19 protein-coding genes are annotated in these 22,599 nt (G+C 43.3%); 12 read left to right on the forward strand and 7 right to left on the reverse strand.

Annotation, left to right across the window (positions count from 1 at the left end):
• Position 1: 1 nt before the first annotated feature.
• The 3 genes from JSY38_RS01880 to JSY38_RS01890 all read right to left on the reverse strand — a co-directional run bounded on the left by JSY38_RS01880 (position 2) and on the right by JSY38_RS01890 (position 4,271).
• Complete coding sequence (locus tag JSY38_RS01880) at positions 2-286, reverse strand: sarcosine oxidase subunit delta (protein ID WP_114413271.1); 285 nt, start codon at positions 284-286, stop codon at positions 2-4.
• A 15-nt stretch (positions 287-301) separates the two neighbouring features.
• Positions 302-1,555 carry a sarcosine oxidase subunit beta family protein gene (locus tag JSY38_RS01885; RefSeq protein WP_114413272.1) on the reverse strand — a complete coding sequence of 418 codons (1,254 nt, stop codon included), beginning with the start codon at positions 1,553-1,555 and terminating at the stop codon, positions 302-304.
• A gap of 349 nt (positions 1,556-1,904) precedes the next feature.
• Entirely contained in the window at positions 1,905-4,271 is a 2,367-nt protein-coding gene (locus JSY38_RS01890; RefSeq protein ID WP_205114976.1) for a glycoside hydrolase family 3 N-terminal domain-containing protein, read from the reverse strand.
• A 591-nt stretch (positions 4,272-4,862) separates the two neighbouring features.
• Between JSY38_RS01890 and JSY38_RS01895 the strand changes: the two genes are divergently transcribed.
• From JSY38_RS01895 to JSY38_RS01910, 4 genes are all read left to right on the forward strand, one after another.
• Positions 4,863-6,158 (forward strand): ABC transporter substrate-binding protein, encoded by a 1,296-nt coding sequence (locus JSY38_RS01895; RefSeq protein WP_205114978.1) that lies wholly within the window; start codon positions 4,863-4,865, stop codon positions 6,156-6,158.
• Between the two features lie 70 nt (positions 6,159-6,228).
• The gene (locus tag JSY38_RS01900) at positions 6,229-7,176 is read left to right on the forward strand and encodes a carbohydrate ABC transporter permease (RefSeq protein ID WP_205114980.1); all 948 of its coding nucleotides are present in this window, start codon (positions 6,229-6,231) and stop codon (positions 7,174-7,176) included.
• 12 nt (positions 7,177-7,188) lie between these two features.
• A complete protein-coding gene (locus tag JSY38_RS01905) occupies positions 7,189-8,016 on the forward strand; it encodes a carbohydrate ABC transporter permease (protein WP_205114981.1) in 828 nt (275 codons plus the stop codon).
• Positions 8,017-8,046: 30 nt separating this feature from the next.
• On the forward strand, positions 8,047-9,168 hold the full coding sequence (locus tag JSY38_RS01910) for an ABC transporter ATP-binding protein (protein ID WP_205114983.1): 1,122 nt from the start codon (positions 8,047-8,049) through the stop codon (positions 9,166-9,168).
• A 180-nt stretch (positions 9,169-9,348) separates the two neighbouring features.
• Here JSY38_RS01910 and JSY38_RS01915 read toward each other — a convergent pair whose 3' ends face one another.
• On the reverse strand, positions 9,349-10,272 hold the full coding sequence (locus tag JSY38_RS01915) for a histone deacetylase family protein (RefSeq protein WP_239544154.1): 924 nt from the start codon (positions 10,270-10,272) through the stop codon (positions 9,349-9,351).
• A gap of 59 nt (positions 10,273-10,331) precedes the next feature.
• Positions 10,332-11,429, reverse strand: coding sequence for an HD domain-containing phosphohydrolase (locus JSY38_RS01920; RefSeq protein ID WP_205114987.1), 1,098 nt, complete (start codon positions 11,427-11,429; stop codon positions 10,332-10,334).
• Between the two features lie 150 nt (positions 11,430-11,579).
• Here JSY38_RS01920 and JSY38_RS01925 point away from each other — a divergent pair, with 150 nt between their 5' ends.
• Both JSY38_RS01925 and JSY38_RS01930 read left to right on the forward strand, forming a co-directional pair.
• Positions 11,580-12,038 (forward strand): EVE domain-containing protein, encoded by a 459-nt coding sequence (locus JSY38_RS01925; protein ID WP_114413310.1) that lies wholly within the window; start codon positions 11,580-11,582, stop codon positions 12,036-12,038.
• A gap of 118 nt (positions 12,039-12,156) precedes the next feature.
• Complete coding sequence (locus tag JSY38_RS01930) at positions 12,157-13,143, forward strand: OmpA family protein (RefSeq protein WP_205114989.1); 987 nt, start codon at positions 12,157-12,159, stop codon at positions 13,141-13,143.
• 19 nt (positions 13,144-13,162) lie between these two features.
• Here JSY38_RS01930 and JSY38_RS01935 read toward each other — a convergent pair whose 3' ends face one another.
• A complete protein-coding gene (locus JSY38_RS01935; RefSeq protein ID WP_239544161.1) occupies positions 13,163-13,825 on the reverse strand; it encodes a hypothetical protein in 663 nt (220 codons plus the stop codon).
• Positions 13,826-14,045: 220 nt separating this feature from the next.
• On the opposite strand from JSY38_RS01935, the gene miaB reads away from it, so the two are divergent.
• The 5 genes from miaB to lnt are packed head-to-tail and all read left to right on the forward strand — an operon-like array spanning position 14,046 to position 19,377.
• Positions 14,046-15,401: a tRNA (N6-isopentenyl adenosine(37)-C2)-methylthiotransferase MiaB gene (miaB, locus tag JSY38_RS01940; RefSeq protein ID WP_205114992.1), complete on the forward strand. Its 1,356-nt coding sequence runs from the start codon at positions 14,046-14,048 to the stop codon at positions 15,399-15,401.
• A 13-nt stretch (positions 15,402-15,414) separates the two neighbouring features.
• The gene (locus JSY38_RS01945) at positions 15,415-16,461 is read left to right on the forward strand and encodes a PhoH family protein (protein WP_205114994.1); all 1,047 of its coding nucleotides are present in this window, start codon (positions 15,415-15,417) and stop codon (positions 16,459-16,461) included.
• Entirely contained in the window at positions 16,461-16,925 is a 465-nt protein-coding gene (ybeY, locus tag JSY38_RS01950; RefSeq protein WP_114413312.1) for an rRNA maturation RNase YbeY, read from the forward strand. The genes JSY38_RS01945 and ybeY overlap by 1 nt, the downstream gene beginning before the upstream one ends.
• A 12-nt stretch (positions 16,926-16,937) precedes the next feature.
• Positions 16,938-17,804: an HlyC/CorC family transporter gene (locus JSY38_RS01955; protein ID WP_205114996.1), complete on the forward strand. Its 867-nt coding sequence runs from the start codon at positions 16,938-16,940 to the stop codon at positions 17,802-17,804.
• A gap of 1 nt (position 17,805) precedes the next feature.
• Positions 17,806-19,377 (forward strand): apolipoprotein N-acyltransferase, encoded by a 1,572-nt coding sequence (gene lnt / locus JSY38_RS01960; RefSeq protein ID WP_205114997.1) that lies wholly within the window; start codon positions 17,806-17,808, stop codon positions 19,375-19,377.
• A gap of 117 nt (positions 19,378-19,494) precedes the next feature.
• Here the strand turns inward: lnt and JSY38_RS01965 are convergent, their stop codons facing one another.
• Positions 19,495-19,941 carry a hypothetical protein gene (locus tag JSY38_RS01965; RefSeq protein ID WP_114413280.1) on the reverse strand — a complete coding sequence of 149 codons (447 nt, stop codon included), beginning with the start codon at positions 19,939-19,941 and terminating at the stop codon, positions 19,495-19,497.
• Between the two features lie 176 nt (positions 19,942-20,117).
• Between JSY38_RS01965 and leuS the strand changes: the two genes are divergently transcribed.
• Positions 20,118-22,565: a leucine--tRNA ligase gene (gene leuS / locus JSY38_RS01970; protein ID WP_205114998.1), complete on the forward strand. Its 2,448-nt coding sequence runs from the start codon at positions 20,118-20,120 to the stop codon at positions 22,563-22,565.
• Positions 22,566-22,599 lie beyond the last annotated feature (34 nt).

The following is a 22,599-nucleotide window of genomic DNA, read 5'->3' on the forward strand; positions in this document are numbered from 1 at the left end:
CTTACTCTGCAACGACTTTAGGTTGCTCACCCATTTTGTAAACTTCTTTAATTTCATACGTTACTGTATGTCGAGTAACGTTGAAGAACTTACGACAGCCTGCCGCATGAACCCAAATCTCATGATGTAAGCCACGAGGGTTCTTACGGAAGAACATGTAGTTCCCCCACTCTTCATCCGAGCAAGAATCAGGATCTGCTGGGCGCTCAATATGAGCCTGGCCTTGGTTATGGAACTCTTCTTCTTCGCGGTGTTCACCACAATAAGGGCAATAAATATAAAACATGAACTGAATCTCCCGTTAGTGTGCTACACCAGCTGCGCCGTGCTCATCGATAAGCGCGCCATTGTGGAATCGGAACATTGAGAATGGCTCAGCCATCTCATGCATTTCACCTTTTGCCAAAGAAGCAGCAAATACGTGACCAGAACCAGGTGTTGCTTTAAAGCCACCTGTACCCCAACCACAGTTGAAAAATAAATTCTTCACTGGTGTTTTAGAGATAATAGGACATGCATCAGGGCATGTATCAACGATACCACCCCATTGACGGTTCATACGTACACGGCTGAAGATCGGGAACATTTCCACAATCGCCTGTATAGTATGTTCAATAGTTGGGTAAGAACCACGCTGCCCATAACCTACATAGCTGTCGATACCTGCACCGATTACCAAATCACCTTTATCAGACTGAGATGCATAACCATGTACATGGTTAGACATTACTACTGTATCTAAGATTGGCTTGATCGGTTCAGATACCAATGCCTGTAGAGGATGCGACTCAAGCGGTAATTCAAAACCTGCTTTTGCAGCCATATAGCCTGAATGTCCTGCGACAACACAACCTACTTTATCTGCCATAATATCGCCGTAACGATCCGTTTTTACGCCAGTTACTGTGCCGTCTTCAATGATAAAATCAACGACTTCAGTTTGTTGAATTAGATCAACACCGTGCATATCCGCACCACGAGCAAAACCCCAAGCTACCGCATCGTGACGAGCAACACCTGCACGTGGCTGCCAAGAAGCCCCCATTACAGGGTAACGAGCATTACCAGAGCAATCTAGAATTGGAACGATTTCGTTCACTTGCTTCGCATCCAGAACTTCGCCATCAATACCGTTTAAACGGTTAGCATTTACACGACGCTCGATATCACGCATGTCTTGCAATGTATGACCTAGGTTTAAACAGCCGCGTTGAGAGAACATGACATTGTAGTTAAGATCTTGAGATAGACCTTCCCATAATTTCATCGCATGCTCATACAAGTGCGCAGACTCATCCCATAAGTAGTTTGAACGAACGATCGTAGTATTACGTGCCGTATTACCGCCACCTAGAAAGCCTTTCTCAATGACTGCTACATTCGTAACACCAAACTGCTTTGCTAAATAGTAAGCCGTTGCTAAACCGTGTCCGCCGCCACCTACGATGATCACATCGTATTTCTTTTTAGGGGTTGGATTACGCCACACCCGCTGCCAATTTTCGTGATGGCTAAAACTGTGCTTTAACAACCCAAAGCCTGAATAATGCTGCATCAGATCAGCTCCTTACATAAATAATCGCTTCAACGATTATCGTGGTGTGGTTAAAAGGGAAGTAACGCTTCAGCAAGCCAAGGCGCTATAAACCAAGTATTCATAGTGATAATAGAGAGAAAGATTTACGATCTAATGCTTGGAAGCGTCTAGCGGATGACAATTTACGACAGGGAAGATGGCGGCTTTGGATATGGCGTTATTAAGGACAGAAAAAAAGTAAAAAAATAACATTTTAAAAAGGCGTTTTATTGATCTAAGTAACTGAAAATTATAGTGAGAGATAAACAATAAACTTGTGTGAGACCTACACCTACTGCGCATATCCCACACAGGTTTTATAGAGCAATCAATGCTGTTTATAGTATGTATGACAAACCATATTCCAGTATTGTGGCAATACTTTGTTTTCCCCAACCACCTGTACTGTTTGAGTGAACAAAATATTGGTGGCAGAATTGCCAATCATAATATCAAACTCACCTGCTTCAACCATTCTTTGATGAGACGAATTGGTAAAATTCAGCATATCGACAGGCAACTCAAACACGGCGGTAGCTGAAGAGCCTGCAGGCAACTCCACTCGCTGAAAACCTTTTAGTTCACGAATCGGCCGAACCAAAGAACACAGCTTATCTTTCACATAAAGTTGTACAACCTCACAACCAAATCGATTGCCTATATTTTCAAGCTCGACAGACACTTGAATCACGCCATCTTCGATTGGCACTTGCTTGCTTTCGATCTGCATATTTTTATAGGCAAAATTCGTGTATGTCAGACCATAACCAAAGTTATATTTGGAGCCAAAGTGATAGGCAATCGGCGTGCCACCACTTTTCAATTTGTGATTATAGAAATATGGCACAGCGCCAGCATTTTTCGGGATAGACACCGTTAAGCGCCCCGATGGTGAGGCTTTGCCCGCGATAATGGCAGCAATGGCACGAGCGCCCTCTTGGCCCGGAGCCCAAGCATATAATACAGCAGCGGCTTTTTCTTCAGCACCATTCAAATTATAAGGCCTTCCACCTGTGACCAGAATAATCACTGGTTTGCCCGTTGCGATGGCGTCATCAATGAGTTGCTGCTGAACGCCAGGTAAATCCAAACTGTCGGTATCTGAGCCTTCCCCTACCGTTCCGGTTTGGAATAAACCAGCTAGATCCCCAACGCAGACAATCGCTACATCAGCTTGCTCAATCGTTGAAATCGCTTGCGGAATTTGACTGGTATCCCGTGAAACCGGAGACGTCATGGTCTGGTTCATGGCCAAATCCACATCACCAGGAAAAACAGGCGCATTACTATGACGTTCCGTCAAAATGTCACAGCCTTTACTGTATGAAACCTGCGCAAATGTTGTTTGCAAGGCTTCCAGTATTGTTGGGCAAACTTTGCTGTCGTCGTCATCACTGCTCAAAATAAGGTGAATAGGAAAACTGTAGCCACCTAATAAAGCCAATTGATCATCCGCTGTTGGTCCAACAACGGCGATTCTTTGTTCCTTTTTGAGAGGCAAGCCAGCACGATTTTCGAGCATAACCACCGACTGCAAAGCCACCTGATAAGCCAATTCTGTTGCCTTGTCATTTTGCAATTCAATAGGCGATTCATCGCAGTAGGGGTTTTCAAACAAACCCATTGCAAATTTCACCGATAAAATTCGCGCAACAATCTCGTCGATTTTCCGCTCACTTATCAAACCTCGCTCTAACGCTGCAGCCAACTGACTCGAGCAAGCATCATCGGGTAATTCGATGTCCAACCCTGCATTGAACGCCAATGCGGCTGCGTGGGCTTTATCCGCGGCAATACCGTGATGACTGGCCAATAACTCAACACCGCCATAGTCAGCGACAATTAAACCATCAAAACCCCATTGATCACGCAAGACTTCGGTCAATAAATGATTGGAAGCATGGCAAGCTTCATTGTCGATATCGTGATAAGCCGGCATAACAGAACCCGCATTGCCAAGCTTCACCGCCATTTCAAACGGCAACATAAAGGTATCGTTGAGTTCCTTAAAACCAAGATGTACGGGGGCATGATTCCGCGCACCTTCGCTAAATGAATGGCCAACATAATGTTTTAGCGTAGCCAGAAGGTCGCGCTTCTCACCTTGAAGGCCTTTAACAAACTCCGTTGCCAAGACGCCAACATGATAAGGATCTTCACCCAGTGTTTCTTCAGTTCTGCCCCATCGAACATCACGAGAAACATCTAACACAGGCGCCAAACCGTGATGAGCACCAACCAGCCGAGTTTGTTCACCAATGGCTTGCCCTACTTGATGAATCAGTTCCGGATTCCAAGTATGGCCATAATTCAAGGAAGAAGGAAAAAGCGTCGCATCTTTGGCCATCAAACCCACTAGGCACTCTTCATGGGACATAGCAGGTACGCCCAGTCGGGTTTCTTCGACTAGATATTTTTGCAGCTGATTCAGTGCTTTGACACCTTCATTGGGGCTAATAACTTGCGTTCCCAAGGGTCGGGTAATTTGTCCCAAACCGTGTTTTAAACGTTCTTGAATGGATTTACGTTCGTCCTGAGATCCCATCTCAAAATCACGATCTTGATGCTCGCCATTCGATGCTAAGATCAACCATTGCGCACCAAGCTGAGCAATCTTTTCTTCTAGCGTCATACGAGCCAGTAAATCATCCACCCGTTGCTGAACAGTAAAGTTTGAGTCTTTATAAATTTCCATATAACGAATACCTTAACTATTTATATTTATTATCATAGCGCTATTTTAGAAACGATTATATTTACAGCTAATTTTTTAGATAAGTGATTCTCGCCTCTTAGCTTTTGACATCTTTTTCCCATAAGATCATCAAAATTAACATTATGTAATATCTCAAATCCGCTACGTTATTTCACACAGATCGTCAGCAGAGTTTTCTCCTACCCCCTCGTCTTCAAAGGTAAATAGGCAGGAAAACCGAGCATCATAAAAAAGTAGTTTTCCAATTAAAAATCATACAGTTAAATCAACCTAACACTTAGTTTTGAACGCGTTTTAATCTTAGATATGGCTCAACTAAAAAATAAGTGAACATGAATATAAAATTTCATAATTGAGCAAAACAACTTATGCAGCAATGATCAAGCCATCATAAAGTTTGTTACGAACATGGATTAAAGCCAAAACACTTAAAATCCACTTAAAAAACTTAATTGTTGATTTCTTAAAAAAACAATTAAGACGTTCAAAAAACGCACTTTATTCAAAATAAAAACACCCGTAATTAAAATAAAAGCACGATCACATTAATAATAAAAAAGGACGTTCTTTATGCATTACCAAAACAACCACAATACTCACTACCTTAAGAAGCACTGGAAAAAACTCTTTTACCCAGTTGCAGTTGCAGCATCCCTTACTTCTTCATTCTCTTGGGCAGACACAACAATTCGCATGCTTCATCTTGAAGCTGACCCGAAAGTCGTTGCCATTTGGGAACAAGTTGCTAAAGACTATGAAAAAGCCAATCCAGGTCAGCACGTCAAGCTAGAATATTTAGAAAACGAAGCCTTCAAACAAAAGCTGCCAACACTTCTTCAGTCCGATCAGCGTCCAGACATTTTCTACAGCTGGGGCGGAGGAAACTTTCAAACTCGTGTTGATGCAGGATTATTAAAAGACGTCACCAAAGAGATGAAAGACATTAAATCGCGGTTCTCCGAAGCTAGCTTTGACGCTTATAACTACCATGGCAAGCAATACGGTCTTCCCTACATGGTTAGCCAAGTTGGCTTTTGGTACAACAAAAGTTTATTCAATAAAGCAGGCGTTGATGCCGATAACGTTGTCAATTGGGATGACTTTTTAGCCGCCATCAAAAAACTCCAAGCCGCAGGTATTACGCCTATTACCACCGCGGGTGGTGATAAATGGCCAGTTCAATTTTATTGGGCGCTACTGACTATGCGCCAAGCCGGTCAGCAAGGCATCCAAGATGCCATCGATAAAAAAGGCGATGGTTTCGCTGGCAAAGACTTCATCAAAGCGGGCGAAGAGCTAAAACGCTTAGTCGATTTAAACCCCTTCCAACCTGGCTATTTAGCCGCATCCTTTGGAGACTCATCAGGTAATTTTGGTGATGGCAAAGCTGCCATGCAGTTAATGGGTGATTGGAACTACTTGTTCCAAGCTCAACAGTCCATTTCAGGCAAAGGTGTGGGCGATAAAAACTTAGGTTGGATGAACTTCCCTATCCTTAAAGATGGCAAAGGCAAAGCGACCGATACGCTGGGTGGTATTGCCGGTTGGGTACTAACAGCCCAAGCCAGCCCAGAAGCGGTTCAATGGTTAAAGTATTTTTCTAATATCGAAATGCAGAAACACCTCGCCAAAATTAATATGATCATTCCGGTTGTTAAAGGCGCTGACACCGCTATTGAAAACCCATTCAAGAAGCGCATTGCGCAAAACATTGCTAGCTCTACTTGGCACCAGTTATTTTATGATCAAGCCTTTGGCGCCAATGTCGGTAGCGTCGTTAACGATGTCTCTGTAGGCATTGTTGGTGAATCACTCACTCCTGAAGAAGCCGCTGAACAAGTGCAAGAAGCGTGGGAATTTGAATAACGCGAACTAAGCACGAATCGATCAATACAGCCAACTTCGGTTGGCTGTTTTCTCTTTCATGAGGCTTGCTATGAGTAATGATGTCACCACTACTGAAAATCGCCCCAATACTTCTTCGAATCAAAAGGTTTCTCGTTGGTTTAAAAAAAATAATCACGGCAATCGCTTACTGGCACTCGTATTATTTTTGCCACCCGCCCTATTACTTTTTACCATTTTTGTCATTTTGCCCATTGGTGAAGCGGGTTATTACAGCTTATTCCGCTGGAATGGTTATGGAGAGCCCAGTAAGTGGGTGGAATTCAGTAACTACATTCGTCTATTCAAACACAGTGCGTTTGATACAGCCGTTTGGAACACGCTTAAAATCATTGTCATTTCACTGATTATCCAACTGCCCTTGGCTTTGATCATCGCCCTTTCTATTTACAAAAAAAGCTGGGCCAACAGTTTATTCCGTTTGATTTTCTTTTTGCCTTATATTTTGGCTGAAGTGGCCGCTGGGCTAATTTGGCGCTTTGTCTTTGATGGCGATTACGGCGTCATGGCAAAATTTACCGAAGCCCTAAATACCGATACTTGGTATATTTTGGCGGATAAAAACTGGGCATTCGTTGCCATTTTAGTGGTGCTTGTTTGGAAGTATTTTGGCTTCCACATGATGATTTACATCGCGGCTTTGCAAGGCGTTCCAAAAGACCTTATCGAAGCGAGCAAGTTAGATGGTGCGAGCCGTTTTCAGGCGATTTGGTATGTAAAGATTCCGCTCATTATGTCGGGCATCACCATTTCCATCTTTTTCAGTATTCTGGGGGCGCTACAAACTTTCGACCTGATTATGCCTCTTACTGGCGGTGGCCCATCTCATAGTACTCACACCTTGGTTTCTTACCTCTACACCTTTGGTATTACTCGAATGAATGTTGGCTTTGGTAGCGCAGTGGGTGTGGTGTTGTTCATATGCTGTGTGATTTTTGCCTTCACATATCAAAGCACCATTATGAAAGACAAAAAATAAAAGGAACGCCCTATGTTAGCAATGCGAAGAATATCTTGGGGAAAATACATCTTCCTAATCTTGATCGCGGGCTTTGTATTAGTGCCTATGTTTGCCACTGTGCTCGGTGGGTTCAAAAGCTTAGGCGAATTACGCACCAATCCATTTGGTTTACCAGATGTGTGGGAGTTTGAATATTACGCGCAAGTTTTTGCCGATGGTTCCATTTGGCAACTGATGAAGAACTCGCTAATTATTGCGTTTTTCTCGGTGCTACTGACCATTATCATCGGCACAATGACCGCGTTTACCTTTTCTCATATTAAGTTTGCGGGCTACAAATACATTTATAACTACTTCTTAATTGGCATGATGTTTCCTGCGGCCGCGGCAATACTTCCCTTGTTTCTAAAGATCCGTGATCTTGGTCTATTGGATAGTTTATCTGGCGTCGTTATTCCCCAAGTGGCATTCGGGTTAGGCTTCAGTATTTTGTTGTTCCGCACCTTTTTCGAACAGCTGCCTGCTGAGCTCTTTGATGCCGCTCGTGTCGATGGCTGTAGTTACATCAAATTCTATTGGCATGTCATTCTACCGCTTTCTACGCCCATTCTTGCCACCGTTGGTGTCTTTGTCTTGGTGGCAAGCTGGAACAATTACTTGCTGCCTTTGCTGGTATTGAACACAGAACAACAATATCCGTGGACGCTAGGTATCATGCAATATCGTGGCGAATATGGCATCGAATGGAACCGTATATTGGCCTATGTCACCGTGACCATTAGCCCTGCCATCGTATTTTTCTTGTTTGCTCAAAAATACATTGTCGAAGGCTTAACTGGCGGTGCGGTAAAAGGCTAAATCTAATTAAATATAATAAGGAAGAATCTCGTGGCTTCTGTTGAATTTAAACATGTTGAAAAAGTCTATTCAGGTGATGTACATACCGTTAAAGACTTTAATCTGAAAATTAATGACGGTGAGTTTATTGTGTTCCTAGGCCCATCGGGCTGTGGCAAGTCGACCACCTTAAGAATGCTGGCTGGCCTAGAAGACATCTCTGGCGGTGAAATTCTTATCAATAATAAAGTTGTGAACGAGTTAGAACCCATCGAACGTGACATCGCAATGGTATTCCAAAGTTACGCGCTTTACCCACACATGTCGGTTTATCAAAATATTGCCTTTGCCTTAAAACTGGCTGGAATGAGCAAAGCTGACATAGATGAAAAAGTTCGTCCTGTTGCAGACATGCTGCAATTAACCCCTTTGCTGGACCGCAAACCTAAAGCGCTTTCTGGCGGCCAACGTCAGCGCGTGGCAATGGGACGTGCGATGGTACGAACCCCTGAAGTATTTTTATTCGACGAGCCGCTTTCTAACTTAGATGCAAAACTACGAAATTCTATGCGAGCGGAAATTAAAGCACTGCATAAGAAAATGAAAAAAACCACCATTTATGTAACACACGATCAGGTGGAAGCCATGACGCTGGCAGATCGTATCGTGATATTGCGTGATGGCAAAGTCGAACAAGTGGGCACGCCTAGAGAGATTTATCACTCCCCTGCCAATAAGTTTGTGGCAGGTTTTATTGGCAGCCCAGCAATGAACTTCATTCCAGTGACCTTAAGCAAACAAGAAGGCTGGCACGTGGATCTTGCAGGACAAACATTACCCTTGCTGGGTGAGATTAACGACAATCAATCCAGTGAAAAAGCGACACTTGGCATTCGTCCCTGTGATATTCATATCACGCCTGACTTACTTAGCAATCCACTAGTCATCAAAGGCAAGGTGGAGAATTTAGAATTGCTTGGCTCAACAATCCAGCTGACAAGTCGCTTGGGTGAGAGCCAAATCACCGTTGAAGCCCCATCCAGTCATATAGTCAATGAAGATGATGAGGCCAACTTTTATATTGATGAGTCACGTCTTCACATGTTCAACGACCAATCTGGACTGTCTATTTACAAACCCAAAGGCAAACCTGAGTCGGTTGTCAGTCAATAAAAACTTAACATCGTTGGGCAAGCTCTCTAGTGAGCTTGCCCAACATGATTAAAAATAGTATCAAGGCATTAATGTCAGCCATTGGATGTTAGTTACTAACGCATGAACCAAAACGACAGGTATAAAAACTAATATTGCGAAACATTCTCTGAGGATTTTTTTCTGCTTTTAGCCTTGACCTCATGACCTCAAGCGAATGACATTCATCCAGATCTGATTAGCAGCCTGGTGAAGTAGACTATGGCGTTTGGCAACTTTTTCTTCATTTCTGTCATACCCTCCTCCAATGACACAAGCGACTGGCAGATTAAGTGATACGCAGGCACTAATAATGTATTTATCTCGCTCAAAAATACCGTGGTCAGTTAAGTTAACATAACCAAGCCTGTCGTCTTTATGGACATCCACACCCGCATCATAAAACACAAAGTCTGGCTGATGCTCTGCCAATAATGACGGCAAAGTTTCTTTTAAAATTGATAAGTATTCTTGGTCATTTGCGCCCTTTGGGATGGCAATATTAACGCCAGATGTCTGCTTTACCTGTGGGTAGTTTTCTTCACAGTGCCAGGACACTGGCAGGATGTCACTTCTATCTTTAAAGAAGGCAATAGTGCCATCACCTTGATGCACGTCACAGTCTAGAATGAGAATCTTCTTGGCTTTGCCTGACTCAATAATCGCCAACGCCGCAACAGCCAAATCATTAAATATACAAAAGCCAGATCCATGGGAAGGATGCGCATGATGCGTACCACCAGCCAGATGGCATGCCAAACCGTGTTGAAGCGCTAATTCACTAGTAAGGATGGTACCAGAAACGGCCCGCAACGTACGCTCTACCAGCCATTCCGACCAAGGCAGACCAATTTCCTTTTCTTCCCGTTTACTAAGCTCTCCTCGAATAAAACGCTGCACATAGTCTTTATCATGAGCAGACATCAATACTTTAAGAGACAAAGGCGATGGCGTGTATTGGTTATCATCGGTCAGAATACCCAACTCCCTCAAGGTTTCTGCTAATAAACCAAACTTACGCATTGGAAAGCGGTGCCCTGCTGGAAACGGAATACTGTAATGGGAGTGAAAAACAAGGGGGAGCAAAGTGACATCCATGGATAGCTAAATACAAGTGAATAAGATGAACACTATGCTAACAAGCTCTACTGGCTTTTTGCGACCAAAACTTTACGAATAGCTGTATTGAAAGACTCAATCAATTGCGGAGGAAAGCCTTTACCGCTTTCAAAGTTCACCATTTGCACAGCTCTAATAGCACTTTTTCTATATTCGCTGCCTGACTTCCCCCAAACAGCATCAATAAACATGACAGCCATAGCAAGAATAAAGGCACCTTGCGGTATAAGAGAACCAATTAAGCCTTCCGGCATACCAGTACCATCAAAGCGTTCTTTATGCGCTTGAACCATAGCAACCGCTTCTTCCCAGCCTTCATGTTTTGCCAGCAATTTAGCGCCTACGAGTGGGTGATTCTTCTCGGCCTGCTGTTTTCGCCCTTCATCATCCTTACAACTTAGAATAGGAGCCATACCCATATTGTGCATATAGGCTGCTGCACTGAGCTGGGCGGGATCAACCGAACTAGAACATTCGGCATTAATCAACTGACACAGTTTTAAGATGCGCTCACTACGTTCTGACGAATAGCCCAAAAGGCGATTTAATTTCTGACTAAAACCAATAAATAGATCGATATCCGCCTGCTGCTCTGCAGTGAACTCCACTTTGATAATAACGGAGGTAGGTGGTGGAGCATCTTTTTCCTCAATAATCTGATTACATTGCCGCAATAAATCAGCCGCCATTTCAGGACGTTTTGTATCTATTTCTTCTGCATAAATAGCATCAAGGCCATACTGTAGCTGATCACGAACAGCACTTTCTGCCACATGGGACTGATAAATCTGCTTTGTCAAGTCATACACTTTTTCGATCACGACAATGATCAGTTCACCCAAGTAATGATGGTATTGAATGTATCCTCCACGCATACCATCCACTATCTCTTCTAGCTTATGCAGAACACCAACCAAAGGATCTAAAAAGCAGACAGAGCAGTTCCCCTTCATGCTGTGGAGCGAACGAAAGAGTTTATCCAGCTTATCAAATGAAAAACCGTCAGTTTCAATACTGTTAATAATCTCTTCTATTTCTTGCTGAGCTTCAACATAACACTCTAGCAAATCGTCCTTGAGCTCTTTATCCAATGCTGAAAACGCTTTACACGCAAAGTGACTCATTCTGTTCTTCCATTACAAGGAGCTATAACTCAAAAAAGCATTGAGGCCTATCAAGTCATTCGGTAGTCTCACTGATTACCCTTCTAATTGTAGATAGAATATTTGTAAGCGTGAACATATAGTATGTTTCATTATGAAACTGAGGTGCATATGCCAAATTATTGGCTCATGAAGTCAGAACCAGATGCGTTTTCCATTGATGATCTAAAAAAAATGCAACGTTCGCCATGGGACGGAGTCAGAAACTATCAAGCCAGAAACTTTATGCAAACGATGAAAGAAGGAGATCTTGTCTTTTTCTATCATTCAAGCTGCTCCCCAGCGGGTATTGTTGGCATTGCGACTGTCAGTAAAGAAGCCTATCCAGACCATACCAGCTGGGACCCAAACAGCGCTTATTTTGACCCGAAATCATCACCAGATAAACCTAGATGGTTCATGGTCGATGTAGAGTTTACTGAGAAGTGGCCTTCGATTTTAACATTAGCAGAATTAAAGCTACACCCAGAACTGGCCGATATGTTATTAACCAAGAAAGGAAATCGCTTATCTGTAATGCCTATTACAATGGGTGAATGGCAGTACATCAACCTAATAGCAAGGAAATAAATATCACTAATCATTGTAATTTTGATAATAACAAAACTTCAAAATACACTTTCTAGAGCATTCTTGAAGTCGAAATCAGTAGACTGAGTATTTAATAATGAGTGTCGAAGTAGCCCGGATGGCTATTATACTGTCTGCCTTATATAGCACAATGTCTATCAGTCAGACCTTGTACCCTACTAGCCTTATGGATTCATTAAAAGATTCCGACCAAGACGGTGTTATTGACGCTAGGGACTTATGCGCCAATACACCTGTAGGCGTCGATGTTGATAATACTGGCTGCCCTCTCACAAAACTGGAATATTATCGCTTTAACTTTGACGTTCAATTTGACACAGCCAGCTATAAACTAAAAGAAGGCGCCTACGCAGAGCTGGATGATCTAGCTTTATTTTTACAACAAAAGCCGATAACCAACCTGCTAATTGAAGGACATACCGACAACACAGGCACACCTAGGATCAATCTATTACTTTCCAAACAACGTGCAATTGCGGTTTCTAGCGCTTTAACATCAAATTTTGGTATTAATAAAAATCGCATCAAAACATTTGGTTATGGACAGGAACGCCCTGTTGCGTCGAATGACACAGAACAAGGAAAACGACTTAACAGAAGAGTAAGCGGGGACATTGTCGTTCCTTTTCGCACTCCTGATGGCTTAAACCAAAACGCCAGTCAGAAACTACAAGTGCCGCATAAATTAACCCTTTCGTTCGGCAGAAATAAATACAGCATAAAAGCCTCGTATCGATCAGAACTGGAGGCTATCAACAAGATACTGCAAGATCACCCCGATACGCTTGTCATTGTAGAAGGTTACACCGACAGCACAGGAAGCAAGGCATACAATCAAAGGCTATCATTGGAAAGAGCCAATATGGTGGCTCACGTCATTAGGTCATTCTATCCTATCGATGCTGACAGAATTAAAACTATAGGTTATGGACAAGACTTCCCTATCGCGTCTAACCAAACACAGGAGGGAAGAATAATGAATCGGCGTGTCGACACCACCATAGTTCAAAGGTTTAAAGCTTCACAAGAAGTTGTGATACCGAAATGGACGATATGGAGTGTCGATCAATTAGATAAAGAATAAATTCGCTAGGCAGAACAGCCTAATGGAATTCAAATTCGCGTTGCTTTAATGGAACTGCGTAATCAAAGTAATACTGCACGACAGCGCCAACATAGTCATAATTATCACTCGTCCTAGCGATAATCCCCACACTGCCCACCTGTCGATATTTTTTAGGCTGAAAGTAGGTTTCTAGGCGCCAGCCCACTTCATCTACATTATAGTTCTCCCTAAATAAGGAAGTTCTTAGATCTTCGTTAAAATAATAACTAACACCGAAACGCGAACTTGTCACATTACTCAAGGTTGTATCCGTAGAGATATAATTAGTGGTTAATGAAAAGTCTCCCAAAAATAACTCACCAATAAACTGCCCAATAATGTCACGTTCACTCTTTAGCTCTTCATCCATTGGCTGTAATTCAGAAACGCCAAGACCAAGCCCTAAGCGACCATAATCATTTCGGATAAACCAATTAGACGAGAATTCAGACTGAGCGAAACTGTCTTTTGATGACCCTGTTATTAAATAATTACTATTTAATAACACTTGGGCAGAGAGGTAATCGTTAATAGGCATATTTATTTTGAAATCAATATTCATGAGAGACTTCTCACTTAAAAGCCCATACCCTAAGCCGAAAGCAAAATTAGGTCGTTTATCTTCGGCATAGGCAACACTGCTGCTCACAACGACTGACAAGATAAAAATCCGAGAAAAAATAGTCAAAACATGTCCGCGCAAAAAGTATAAATTGTAGCGCTATTGTGACTGGTCTTTTACAAAAGCTCCAGTAGCAAAAAATGTGACTATTTTCACATAAAATGAAGGGAATTCAGAACACCTCTGGGATTCGGAAGCAAAGCCCAATATAATAGCCCCAAAGTCGATTAGACGAACACATTTTAGGTTTATACGTTACATGGCAAAAAAACTTTTTATCCAAACTCATGGCTGTCAAATGAACGAATACGATTCCTCTCGTATGGCAGATTTACTTGGCGAAAGTCATGAAATGGAACTCACAGACAACGCAGACGAAGCAGATGTTTTGCTTCTAAATACTTGTTCTATACGCGAAAAAGCTCAAGACAAGGTCTATCATCAATTAGGCCGTTGGAAAAAGCTTAAGCAAAAGAACCCCAACCTTGTTATTGGTGTAGGCGGTTGCGTGGCAAGCCAAGAAGGCGATGCAATACGCAAACGCGCCAAACATGTCGATATGATTTTCGGGCCTCAGACGCTACATAAATTACCTGATATGGTGAACGCGGCAGGAAAACACATTCCAATCACGGACGTCACCTTCCCAGAGATCGAGAAATTCGATCATTTACCAGCACCTCGCGTTGAAGGTGCAGAAGCCTTTGTTTCCATTATGGAAGGCTGTAGTAAATACTGTACATTCTGTGTTGTGCCTTACACTCGTGGCGAAGAAGTTAGCCGCCCGTTTGACAGCATTTTGAAAGAAGTTGTACAACTGGCTGAGCAAGGAGTTCGTGAAATCCATTTTTTAGGACAAAACGTAAACGCATATCGTGGCGATACAGCTGAAGGTGATGAAGCCGATCTTGCTGACATCATCCATGCAGTCGCGCAAATAGATGGTGTTGAACGTATTCGCTTCACAACATCGCACCCTGTTGAATTTACCGATAGTTTAATCGAAGCCTTCCGCCATGAGCCTAAGCTTGTCAGTCATTTGCACCTGCCAGTACAAAGCGGCGCAGATAATATTCTAAGTGCGATGAAGCGCGGCCACGACCGTCAATATTACATTGATAAAATCAATAGAATTAAAGAAGCGCGCCCGGGCATTAGCTTATCTTCTGACTTTATCATCGGCTTCCCAGGTGAAACCGATGATGATTTTGTCGACACTATGAATCTTATTCAAGAAATCGGCTTTGATCACTCTTTCAGTTTTGTATACAGTCAAAGACCTGGCACGCCCGCTTCTAATTTAGAAGATGATACGCCAGAAGACGTTAAAAAAGAGCGCCTTGCGATTCTACAACGTCGTATAAGCCAACAAGCCTACGACATTAGTTTATCCATGGTGGGTGAGGTTAAGCGTATCTTGGTCAGTGGCTATTCGCCACGCGATCCTGGTCAACTTCAAGGTCGAACAGAAAACAACCGGATTGTAAATTTCCGTGCATTCGACCCACAACTAATTGGTAAATTCGCAGATGTTGTAATTACAGATGCTTATCCAAATTCCCTACTGGGTGAATTGGTAGGTTCTGAGCTCGACACTGACTTTGTACTTCAATAATCAAAGGTAACTCTTGGAAACCACACAGACTACTCAACAAATCCGTTTAGCACCTGCCGAAGCCGACGCTTTGGCTAGGCTATGCGGTCAACTCGACGAGAACATCAAGCTAATTGAAAAAAGACTTGATGTGTCTATTAAATACCGCGGAGAACTATTCGCCATTTCCGGTGAAGATTCTGAACATGTAGCAGCCACTAAAACGCTACTAGAGAACCTTTATCGCGAAGCTTTGGCGAATACAAACATCACCCCAGAAACGATCCACCTTTACCTGCAAGAGTCTGCGATTGAATCGCTCACCAGCAGCAAAAGAGAAAAAAATGATCAGCTGGTGATTAAAACGCGTAAGGCATTTATTAAGCCAAAAGGTAAGAACCAACAAGGCTACGTAAAGCAAATTCGCAAACACGATATCAACTTTGGTATCGGGCCTGCTGGTACAGGTAAAACCTACTTAGCCGTCGCGTGTGCGGTTGAAGCACTTGAAGCTGACCGTGTTGAGCGCATCATGCTGGTTCGCCCTGCGGTTGAAGCTGGTGAAAAGCTAGGATTTTTGCCGGGTGACCTATCGCAGAAAATCGACCCATACCTACGCCCTCTTTATGATGCGCTGTACGAAATGCTTGGATTCGAGCTGGTCGATAAATTGATTGAGAAAAATGTTATTGAAATAGCGCCGCTTGCGTTTATGCGTGGTCGTACTTTGAATAACGCCTTTATCATTCTTGACGAAAGCCAAAATACGACAAAAGAACAGATGAAGATGTTTTTAACTCGCATCGGCTTTGGTTCAACGGCCGTAATCACAGGCGACACCACTCAGGTCGATCTTCCTCGTGGCACTAGCTCTGGCTTAGCTCAAGCGATGCATGTATTAAATGATGTCAATGGTATCAGTATGACACACTTCAGCTCAGCTGACGTTGTTCGCCATCCGCTAGTGCAGCGCATTGTTGAAGCCTATGACAAGTTTGACATTGAAGTCGAAGAAGAAAAGAAAGCTCGTACTGAAGCTCGTCTAGCTGCGCAATCCGAACAATCTGCGAGCACCAAATAATGGCAATATTAGAGCTTGACTTACAAATCGCAACCGAAGAAACAACCAATCTTCCAAGCGAAGCTGACTTTCGAGTTTGGGTTGAAAAAGCCCTTGAAAAGTCAGATGAAGAATTCGAAGTCACTATTCGCATTGTTGATGAAGAAGAAAGCCACGCCCTCAATCATGAGTATCGTGGCAAAGACAAGCCAACAAATGTACTATCGTTCCCATTCGAGTCTCCACCTGGTTTGGAACTCCCTTTATTAGGCGATTTAGTTATTTGCGCTCAAGTCGTGACGAAAGAAGCCCAAGAGCAAAATAAAGAATTGTTTCATCATTGGGCTCATATGACTATTCATGGCATCTTGCATTTATGCGGTTATGATCATATAAATGATGACGAAGCAGATGAAATGGAATCGATAGAAACAGAGCTTCTTGCCTCCCTATCTATTTCCGACCCTTATTTGATTAAAGAGTGAGTTAACACCCTAATGAGTGACGACCGATCGAGTTTATCCAACGATCAACAAAAATCCTGGTTTGAGCGTTTAACGCAAGCCTTCAACGATGAGCCACGAAGCCGTGGTGAAATTGTTAAACTTCTAGAAGCCGCAGTGAAATCCGACATTATTGATCGCGATGCTTTCACTATCGTTGAAGGTGCTCTAGAAGTGTCTGAGGTACAAGCACGAGATATTATGATTCCACCCTCACAAATGGTGGTTATTAAGTCTGAAGACGACCCAAAAACATCACTCCGTAAAGTCATCGATTCTTCCCATTCTCGCTTCCCTGTTGTAGGCGAAGATTCGGATGAAATCCTTGGCGTACTTTTAGCCAAAGACCTACTTCCTTTACTGTTCAAAGATGGTGACATAACAATAGAAGATATTTTAGCCCGCTTACGTCCCGCGAATTTCATCCCTGAAAGTAAACGCCTCAACGTATTACTGAATGACTTTCGTACCAAACGCTACCACATGGCACTGGTTCTCGATGAATATGGCAGCGTGTCAGGCTTAGTTACGATTGAAGACGTTCTTGAGCAAATTGTTGGTGAAATCGAAGATGAAACCGACAAGCTTGACGATGAAGGCATTCAGGTTACAACAGAGTCTGGCGTTTACCTTGTTCCAGCCTTATGTACGGTAGAAGACTTCAACGAGTTCTTTAAAGTAGAACTTAACGAAGAAGAATTCGATACTATTGGCGGGATTCTGGTGCAACAATTCGGTCACGTTCCTTTACGCGACGAAGAGCTATTTTTTAGTGATTTCCACTTTAAAATCGTAAAATCCGATGGACGTAGAATAAAAACGATCCAAGTGTCCAAACCAGCGGCTAATACATTAGACTAATATGACTAGACCCCACCCTGACTTGACAACAACACAAGCGGGGTGGGTTCCTCGTTTAGTGTCAAACATTTCCAAACTTCATCCTATTTTACTTACTCTTATCGGAATTGTGGCTGGCGCCATTGGTGCAACCAGCTTCTCGCCATTTTATTTTTGGCCTAGCTATTTCATTACTCTTATCGTCTTTAGCATTCTGGTCATTACCAGTACTACGGCAAAATCTGCATGCTGGAGAGGCTCATCCGTTGGATTAGGCTTTTTTGGCGCTGGTGTATCTTGGGTATATGTCAGCATCGCAGAGTACGGACAAGTTGGCGTTATTATCGCCACACTGATCACCTTGCTATTTATCTCTGTTCTCTGCGCTTTTTGGTCATTCTCCGCATGGCTAGCATGGCGATTGATCCAACGCTTTACACAAATCCCCGCCAGTCTTTGGATTACCTTGAGCGTCTTATTGGGAGAGTTCTTACGCAGCACTCTATTCACTGGATTTCCTTGGCTACTTCCCGGTTACGCCATCGAAAACACATGGCTATTCGAGCTATTACCCATTGGTGGCATTTGGTTAACAAGCGCCTGTGTCGTACTTACCGCTAGCGTTATCGCTTGTCTCCTACTACAAGAGACCAATCAACTTGGGCCTATTTTTGGCTTATTAGCTGTTTGGTTAGGTGCTGCTTATTTAAACTACTCCCCTGTCTCATGGGTCCAGCAAACAGGCACCTTGAAAACAACACTAGTACAAGGAAATGTTAAGCAGGATGTAAAATGGCTAGGCGAGACAGCCGTAAAATCCTTAGCATATTACCAGCAAGAGACGATTAAACACTTAGACAGTGATCTCGTTGTTTGGCCTGAAACAGCCATCACCTACACTTATCCAAGAATCAAACCTTATTTTGAGTCTTTTGCAAAAGAACTAGCGGACAATAATACGACCCTAATAACAGGCATCCCGGATGTCAGTGAAAACAATCGCGATTACTTCAATGCCATTTGGGCAACTGGCAACGGCTTTGGTCTCTATTACAAACAGAGACTGGTTCCTTTTGGGGAATACATTCCGTTTGCTGAATATATAGGCCCAATCCTAGATGTATTTGGCATGCCCATGTCTAACTTTAAATCTGGCGATGATAACCAACCTGTTCTGCAAGTGGGTGAATGGGGTGTCGCTCCATTCATTTGCTACGAGATTGTTTACGCAGAACAAGTAAGACGCATGGTGAGAGACAGCGACTTCCTTATCACCATTAGCAACGACGGCTGGTTTGGCACTTCTATTGGTCCTTGGCAGCACTTACAAATAGCGCAGTTTAGAGCCAAAGAAGCAGGTCGTTACGTGATTCGCGCCACCAACACAGGCGTTACGGCATTCATCAATGAGAAAGGTAAAGTTGTTGCTCAGGCCCCTCAGTTTGAAAAGACCACGCTAACCGCTGAAGCAAAAGCGTTCAGCGGCATCACACCTTACGTTCAATGGGGCTATTGGCCAACCTTTCTGCTGCTGGGAATTTGTATAGTCTTTTCTTACTTGAATGGTTTAGTGCTCAATCGTAAAAACACTTAACCAATAGACTACCTTATCTAACAAAAATGCGGCTCAACAAATACATTGTTACGCCGCATTTTGATATAAACCAATGCATATTGTCCAAGCATCTATCAATCAAAAGCGAATGACCAATCACTCAGTCTTGTTAATCTGCTCATCATGAGTTGACATCAAACCATAATGACAAATTTCACAGGGCGCCAACGCTTGCTTGGTTTCGATCACATTATCATGACCGCATGACATGCAGCGGTAACTCCCCGGTTCGACCTCAGCACCAACCACATGACACTCTTCAAGCGGCACAGGGTTATTGTTGGCATGATTAATCAACCATAACAATGCGACATCTTCTTTTTCATCAAGCTCATCAACTAACTCATGGCCTTCATCAAGAACATAATGCCAATTTGCATCGACCCATGCTTCGGTATAGCCCATTTTGTCATGCCAATAAGCTGTCATTAAGGCCACATCTTCGAGAAACCAATCCTTTGCTCCAATCAATGTTTTACGAGCTTCTTCGACCAAATTGGAATCGTCAGCCTCTTTTGGTGAATCTTTTTTCATAGAATTCATAACTCCTCCTCTATGCACCTTCTAATTAGGGCTCCATCTCTATAAAATAGCGGATATTTTCAGACTCTGTTGGCTATTGCATCATTATCTTGAGCTATGCCGCTATAATGGCCTCTTTTCATTAAAGAGAATACAGGTCTACCAACCTTTCGTCGATCACGGGATAAGAATACATCATGCAAGAACAATACAATCCGCAGCAAATTGAACAAGCTGCTCAATCTTTTTGGGACGAAAACAAAGTCTTCAAAGCCGTCGCTGATTCCAACAAAGAGAAGTTCTACTGTCTTTCGATGTTTCCTTACCCAAGTGGCCGACTGCACATGGGCCACGTTCGTAACTACACAATCGGCGATGTTATTTCTCGCTACCAGCGCATGCAAGGCAAAAACGTACTACAGCCAATGGGTTGGGATGCTTTTGGTCTGCCTGCCGAAAACGCAGCAATCAAACACAAAACCGCTCCGGCAAAATGGACAACTGAAAACATTGCCTACATGAAAGGCCAACTTAAAGAACTTGGTTTCGGTTACGACTGGGATCGTGAAATCGCTACTTGTACGCCAGAGTACTACAAGTGGGAACAATGGTTCTTCACTCAATTGGTTGAAAAAGGCTTGGCCTACAAAAAAACCGCTGCGGTTAACTGGTGCCCAGAAGACCAAACTGTATTAGCCAATGAGCAAGTTGAAGAAGGCTGCTGCTGGCGCTGTGGTACAACCGTAGAGAAAAAAGAAATCTCACAATGGTTTATCCGCATCACAGATTACGCAGAAGAGTTATTAAACGATCTTGATCAATTGGATGGCTGGCCAGAGAAAGTAAAAGCCATGCAGCGTAACTGGATCGGTCGTTCAGAAGGTCTAGAGTTCAGCTTTGCTGTAGAAGGCAAAGACGAACGCCTATCGGTTTACACAACGCGTCCAGACACTATCATGGGTGTAACTTACGTTGCTGTGGCGACTCAGCACCCGCTTTCTTTGGAAGCCGCAGAGAAAAATGCTGATCTAGCTAACTTTATTGCTGAAAGTAAACTAATGTCGACAACTGAAGCCGATATGGCAACGGTTGAGAAAAAAGGCATGGACACTGGTTTCAAGGCTGTTCACCCAATCACAGGCGATATTGTTCCCGTCTTCGCGGCGAACTTTGTCTTAATGGAATACGGCTCAGGTGCGGTAATGTCAGTGCCTGCTCACGATCAACGCGATTTTGAATTCGCGAAAAAATATGACCTAGCCATCAAACAAGTTGTTCAGCCTGCTGGCGATGAAGTCGTTGATTTAGAAAAAGCCGCTTTCACTGAAAAAGGCGTACTTTGTAACTCTGGCGAATTCGACGGATTGGCATTCAAAGAAGCATTCGATGCGATTGCTGCGTGGATGGTAAAACACGAATTAGGCGAAGTAAAAGTTAACTACCGTCTACGTGATTGGGGCGTTAGCCGTCAACGCTACTGGGGCACACCGATCCCAACTATTAACCTAAAAGACGGTTCTGTTGCTCCAGTCCCAGCGGATCAACTTCCTGTTGAATTGCCAACAGACGTGATCATGGATGGTGTCAATTCACCAATCAAAAACAATCCTGATTTTTCTTCCATTATGTTTAATGGTGAAGAAGCGGAACGCGAAACAGATACCTTCGATACCTTCATGGAATCGTCTTGGTACTTTGCACGCTACTGCTGCCCAGATTCTACTGATGCCATGCTGACAGAAGAAGCGAACTACTGGCTTCCTGTTGACCAATACGTAGGCGGCGTAGAACACGCTATCCTTCACCTATTGTACTCACGCTTCTTCCATAAGTTGCTTCGCGATGCCGGTCTTGTGAACTCTGATGAACCATTCAAACGTCTTTTGACGCAAGGAATGGTAAACAAAGATGGCACTAAAATGTCTAAGTCCAAAGGCAATACAGTCGACCCTCAAGAAATGATTGAGAAATACGGTGCCGACACAGTTCGTTTGTTTATGATGTTCAGTGCGCCACCAGAGCAATCTCTAGAATGGAACGATGCTGGTGTCGATGGTGCATCTCGCTTCTTACGTCGTTTATGGGCGTTGTCCTACCGTCATACCAACGCTGGAAAAGTGGGCGAGCTTAAGATTGCTGAATTGAATGGCGCTCAAAAAGCCTTACGCCGTAAAGCTCATGAAACCATTCAGAAAGTATCGGATGACATCGAACGCCGTCAAACGTTCAACACCGCCATTGCGGCCGTAATGGAGCTTTGCAACGAGATAAGCAAATTCGAAGACACATCTGAATTAGGTCTTGCCGTCGTTCAGGAAGCACTAGAAGCGGCAACGCTATTGCTGTCTCCTATCGTGCCTCACATAGCTCATCAACTATGGGCTGAACTTGGCCATAATGACAACATCGTTAACACACCTTGGCCAACTTTGGACGAAGACGCTTTGGTAAAAGACGAGCTAACGATTGTTGTTCAAGTATTGGGGAAAAAGCGTGCTGAATTGACCGTTTCTGCTAGTGCAGATGCTAAAACAATTGAAGCAGAAGCGTTAGCACACCCAAGTGTTGCGAAATTCCTTGAAGGCAAAACAGTCCGTAAAGTTATTGTCGTTCCAGGCCGCTTGGTAAACATCGTCGCTAACTAATTGAGGCGTTCTAAGGGGTGGCTAAGCCATCCCT

Source organism: Marinomonas foliarum (assembly GCF_016906065.1).
GTDB classification, from domain to species: domain Bacteria; phylum Pseudomonadota; class Gammaproteobacteria; order Pseudomonadales; family Marinomonadaceae; genus Marinomonas; species Marinomonas foliarum.

Excerpts from the sequence above, each read along its gene's own strand:
- JSY38_RS01880 (WP_114413271.1), bottom strand. The coding sequence starts at position 286 with ATGTTTTATATTTATTGCCCTTATTGTGGTGAACACCGCGAAGAAGAA.
- JSY38_RS01885 (WP_114413272.1), bottom strand. The coding sequence starts at position 1,555 with ATGCAGCATTATTCAGGCTTTGGGTTGTTAAAGCACAGTTTTAGCCAT.
- JSY38_RS01890 (WP_205114976.1), bottom strand. The coding sequence starts at position 4,271 with ATGGAAATTTATAAAGACTCAAACTTTACTGTTCAGCAACGGGTGGAT.
- JSY38_RS01895 (WP_205114978.1), top strand. The coding sequence starts at position 4,863 with ATGCATTACCAAAACAACCACAATACTCACTACCTTAAGAAGCACTGG.
- JSY38_RS01900 (WP_205114980.1), top strand. The coding sequence starts at position 6,229 with ATGAGTAATGATGTCACCACTACTGAAAATCGCCCCAATACTTCTTCG.
- JSY38_RS01905 (WP_205114981.1), top strand. The coding sequence starts at position 7,189 with ATGTTAGCAATGCGAAGAATATCTTGGGGAAAATACATCTTCCTAATC.
- JSY38_RS01920 (WP_205114987.1), bottom strand. The coding sequence starts at position 11,429 with ATGAGTCACTTTGCGTGTAAAGCGTTTTCAGCATTGGATAAAGAGCTC.
- JSY38_RS01925 (WP_114413310.1), top strand. The coding sequence starts at position 11,580 with ATGCCAAATTATTGGCTCATGAAGTCAGAACCAGATGCGTTTTCCATT.
- JSY38_RS01930 (WP_205114989.1), top strand. The coding sequence starts at position 12,157 with ATGGCTATTATACTGTCTGCCTTATATAGCACAATGTCTATCAGTCAG.
- miaB (WP_205114992.1), top strand. The coding sequence starts at position 14,046 with ATGGCAAAAAAACTTTTTATCCAAACTCATGGCTGTCAAATGAACGAA.
- ybeY (WP_114413312.1), top strand. The coding sequence starts at position 16,461 with ATGGCAATATTAGAGCTTGACTTACAAATCGCAACCGAAGAAACAACC.
- JSY38_RS01955 (WP_205114996.1), top strand. The coding sequence starts at position 16,938 with ATGAGTGACGACCGATCGAGTTTATCCAACGATCAACAAAAATCCTGG.
- lnt (WP_205114997.1), top strand. The coding sequence starts at position 17,806 with ATGACTAGACCCCACCCTGACTTGACAACAACACAAGCGGGGTGGGTT.
- JSY38_RS01965 (WP_114413280.1), bottom strand. The coding sequence starts at position 19,941 with ATGAATTCTATGAAAAAAGATTCACCAAAAGAGGCTGACGATTCCAAT.
- leuS (WP_205114998.1), top strand. The coding sequence starts at position 20,118 with ATGCAAGAACAATACAATCCGCAGCAAATTGAACAAGCTGCTCAATCT.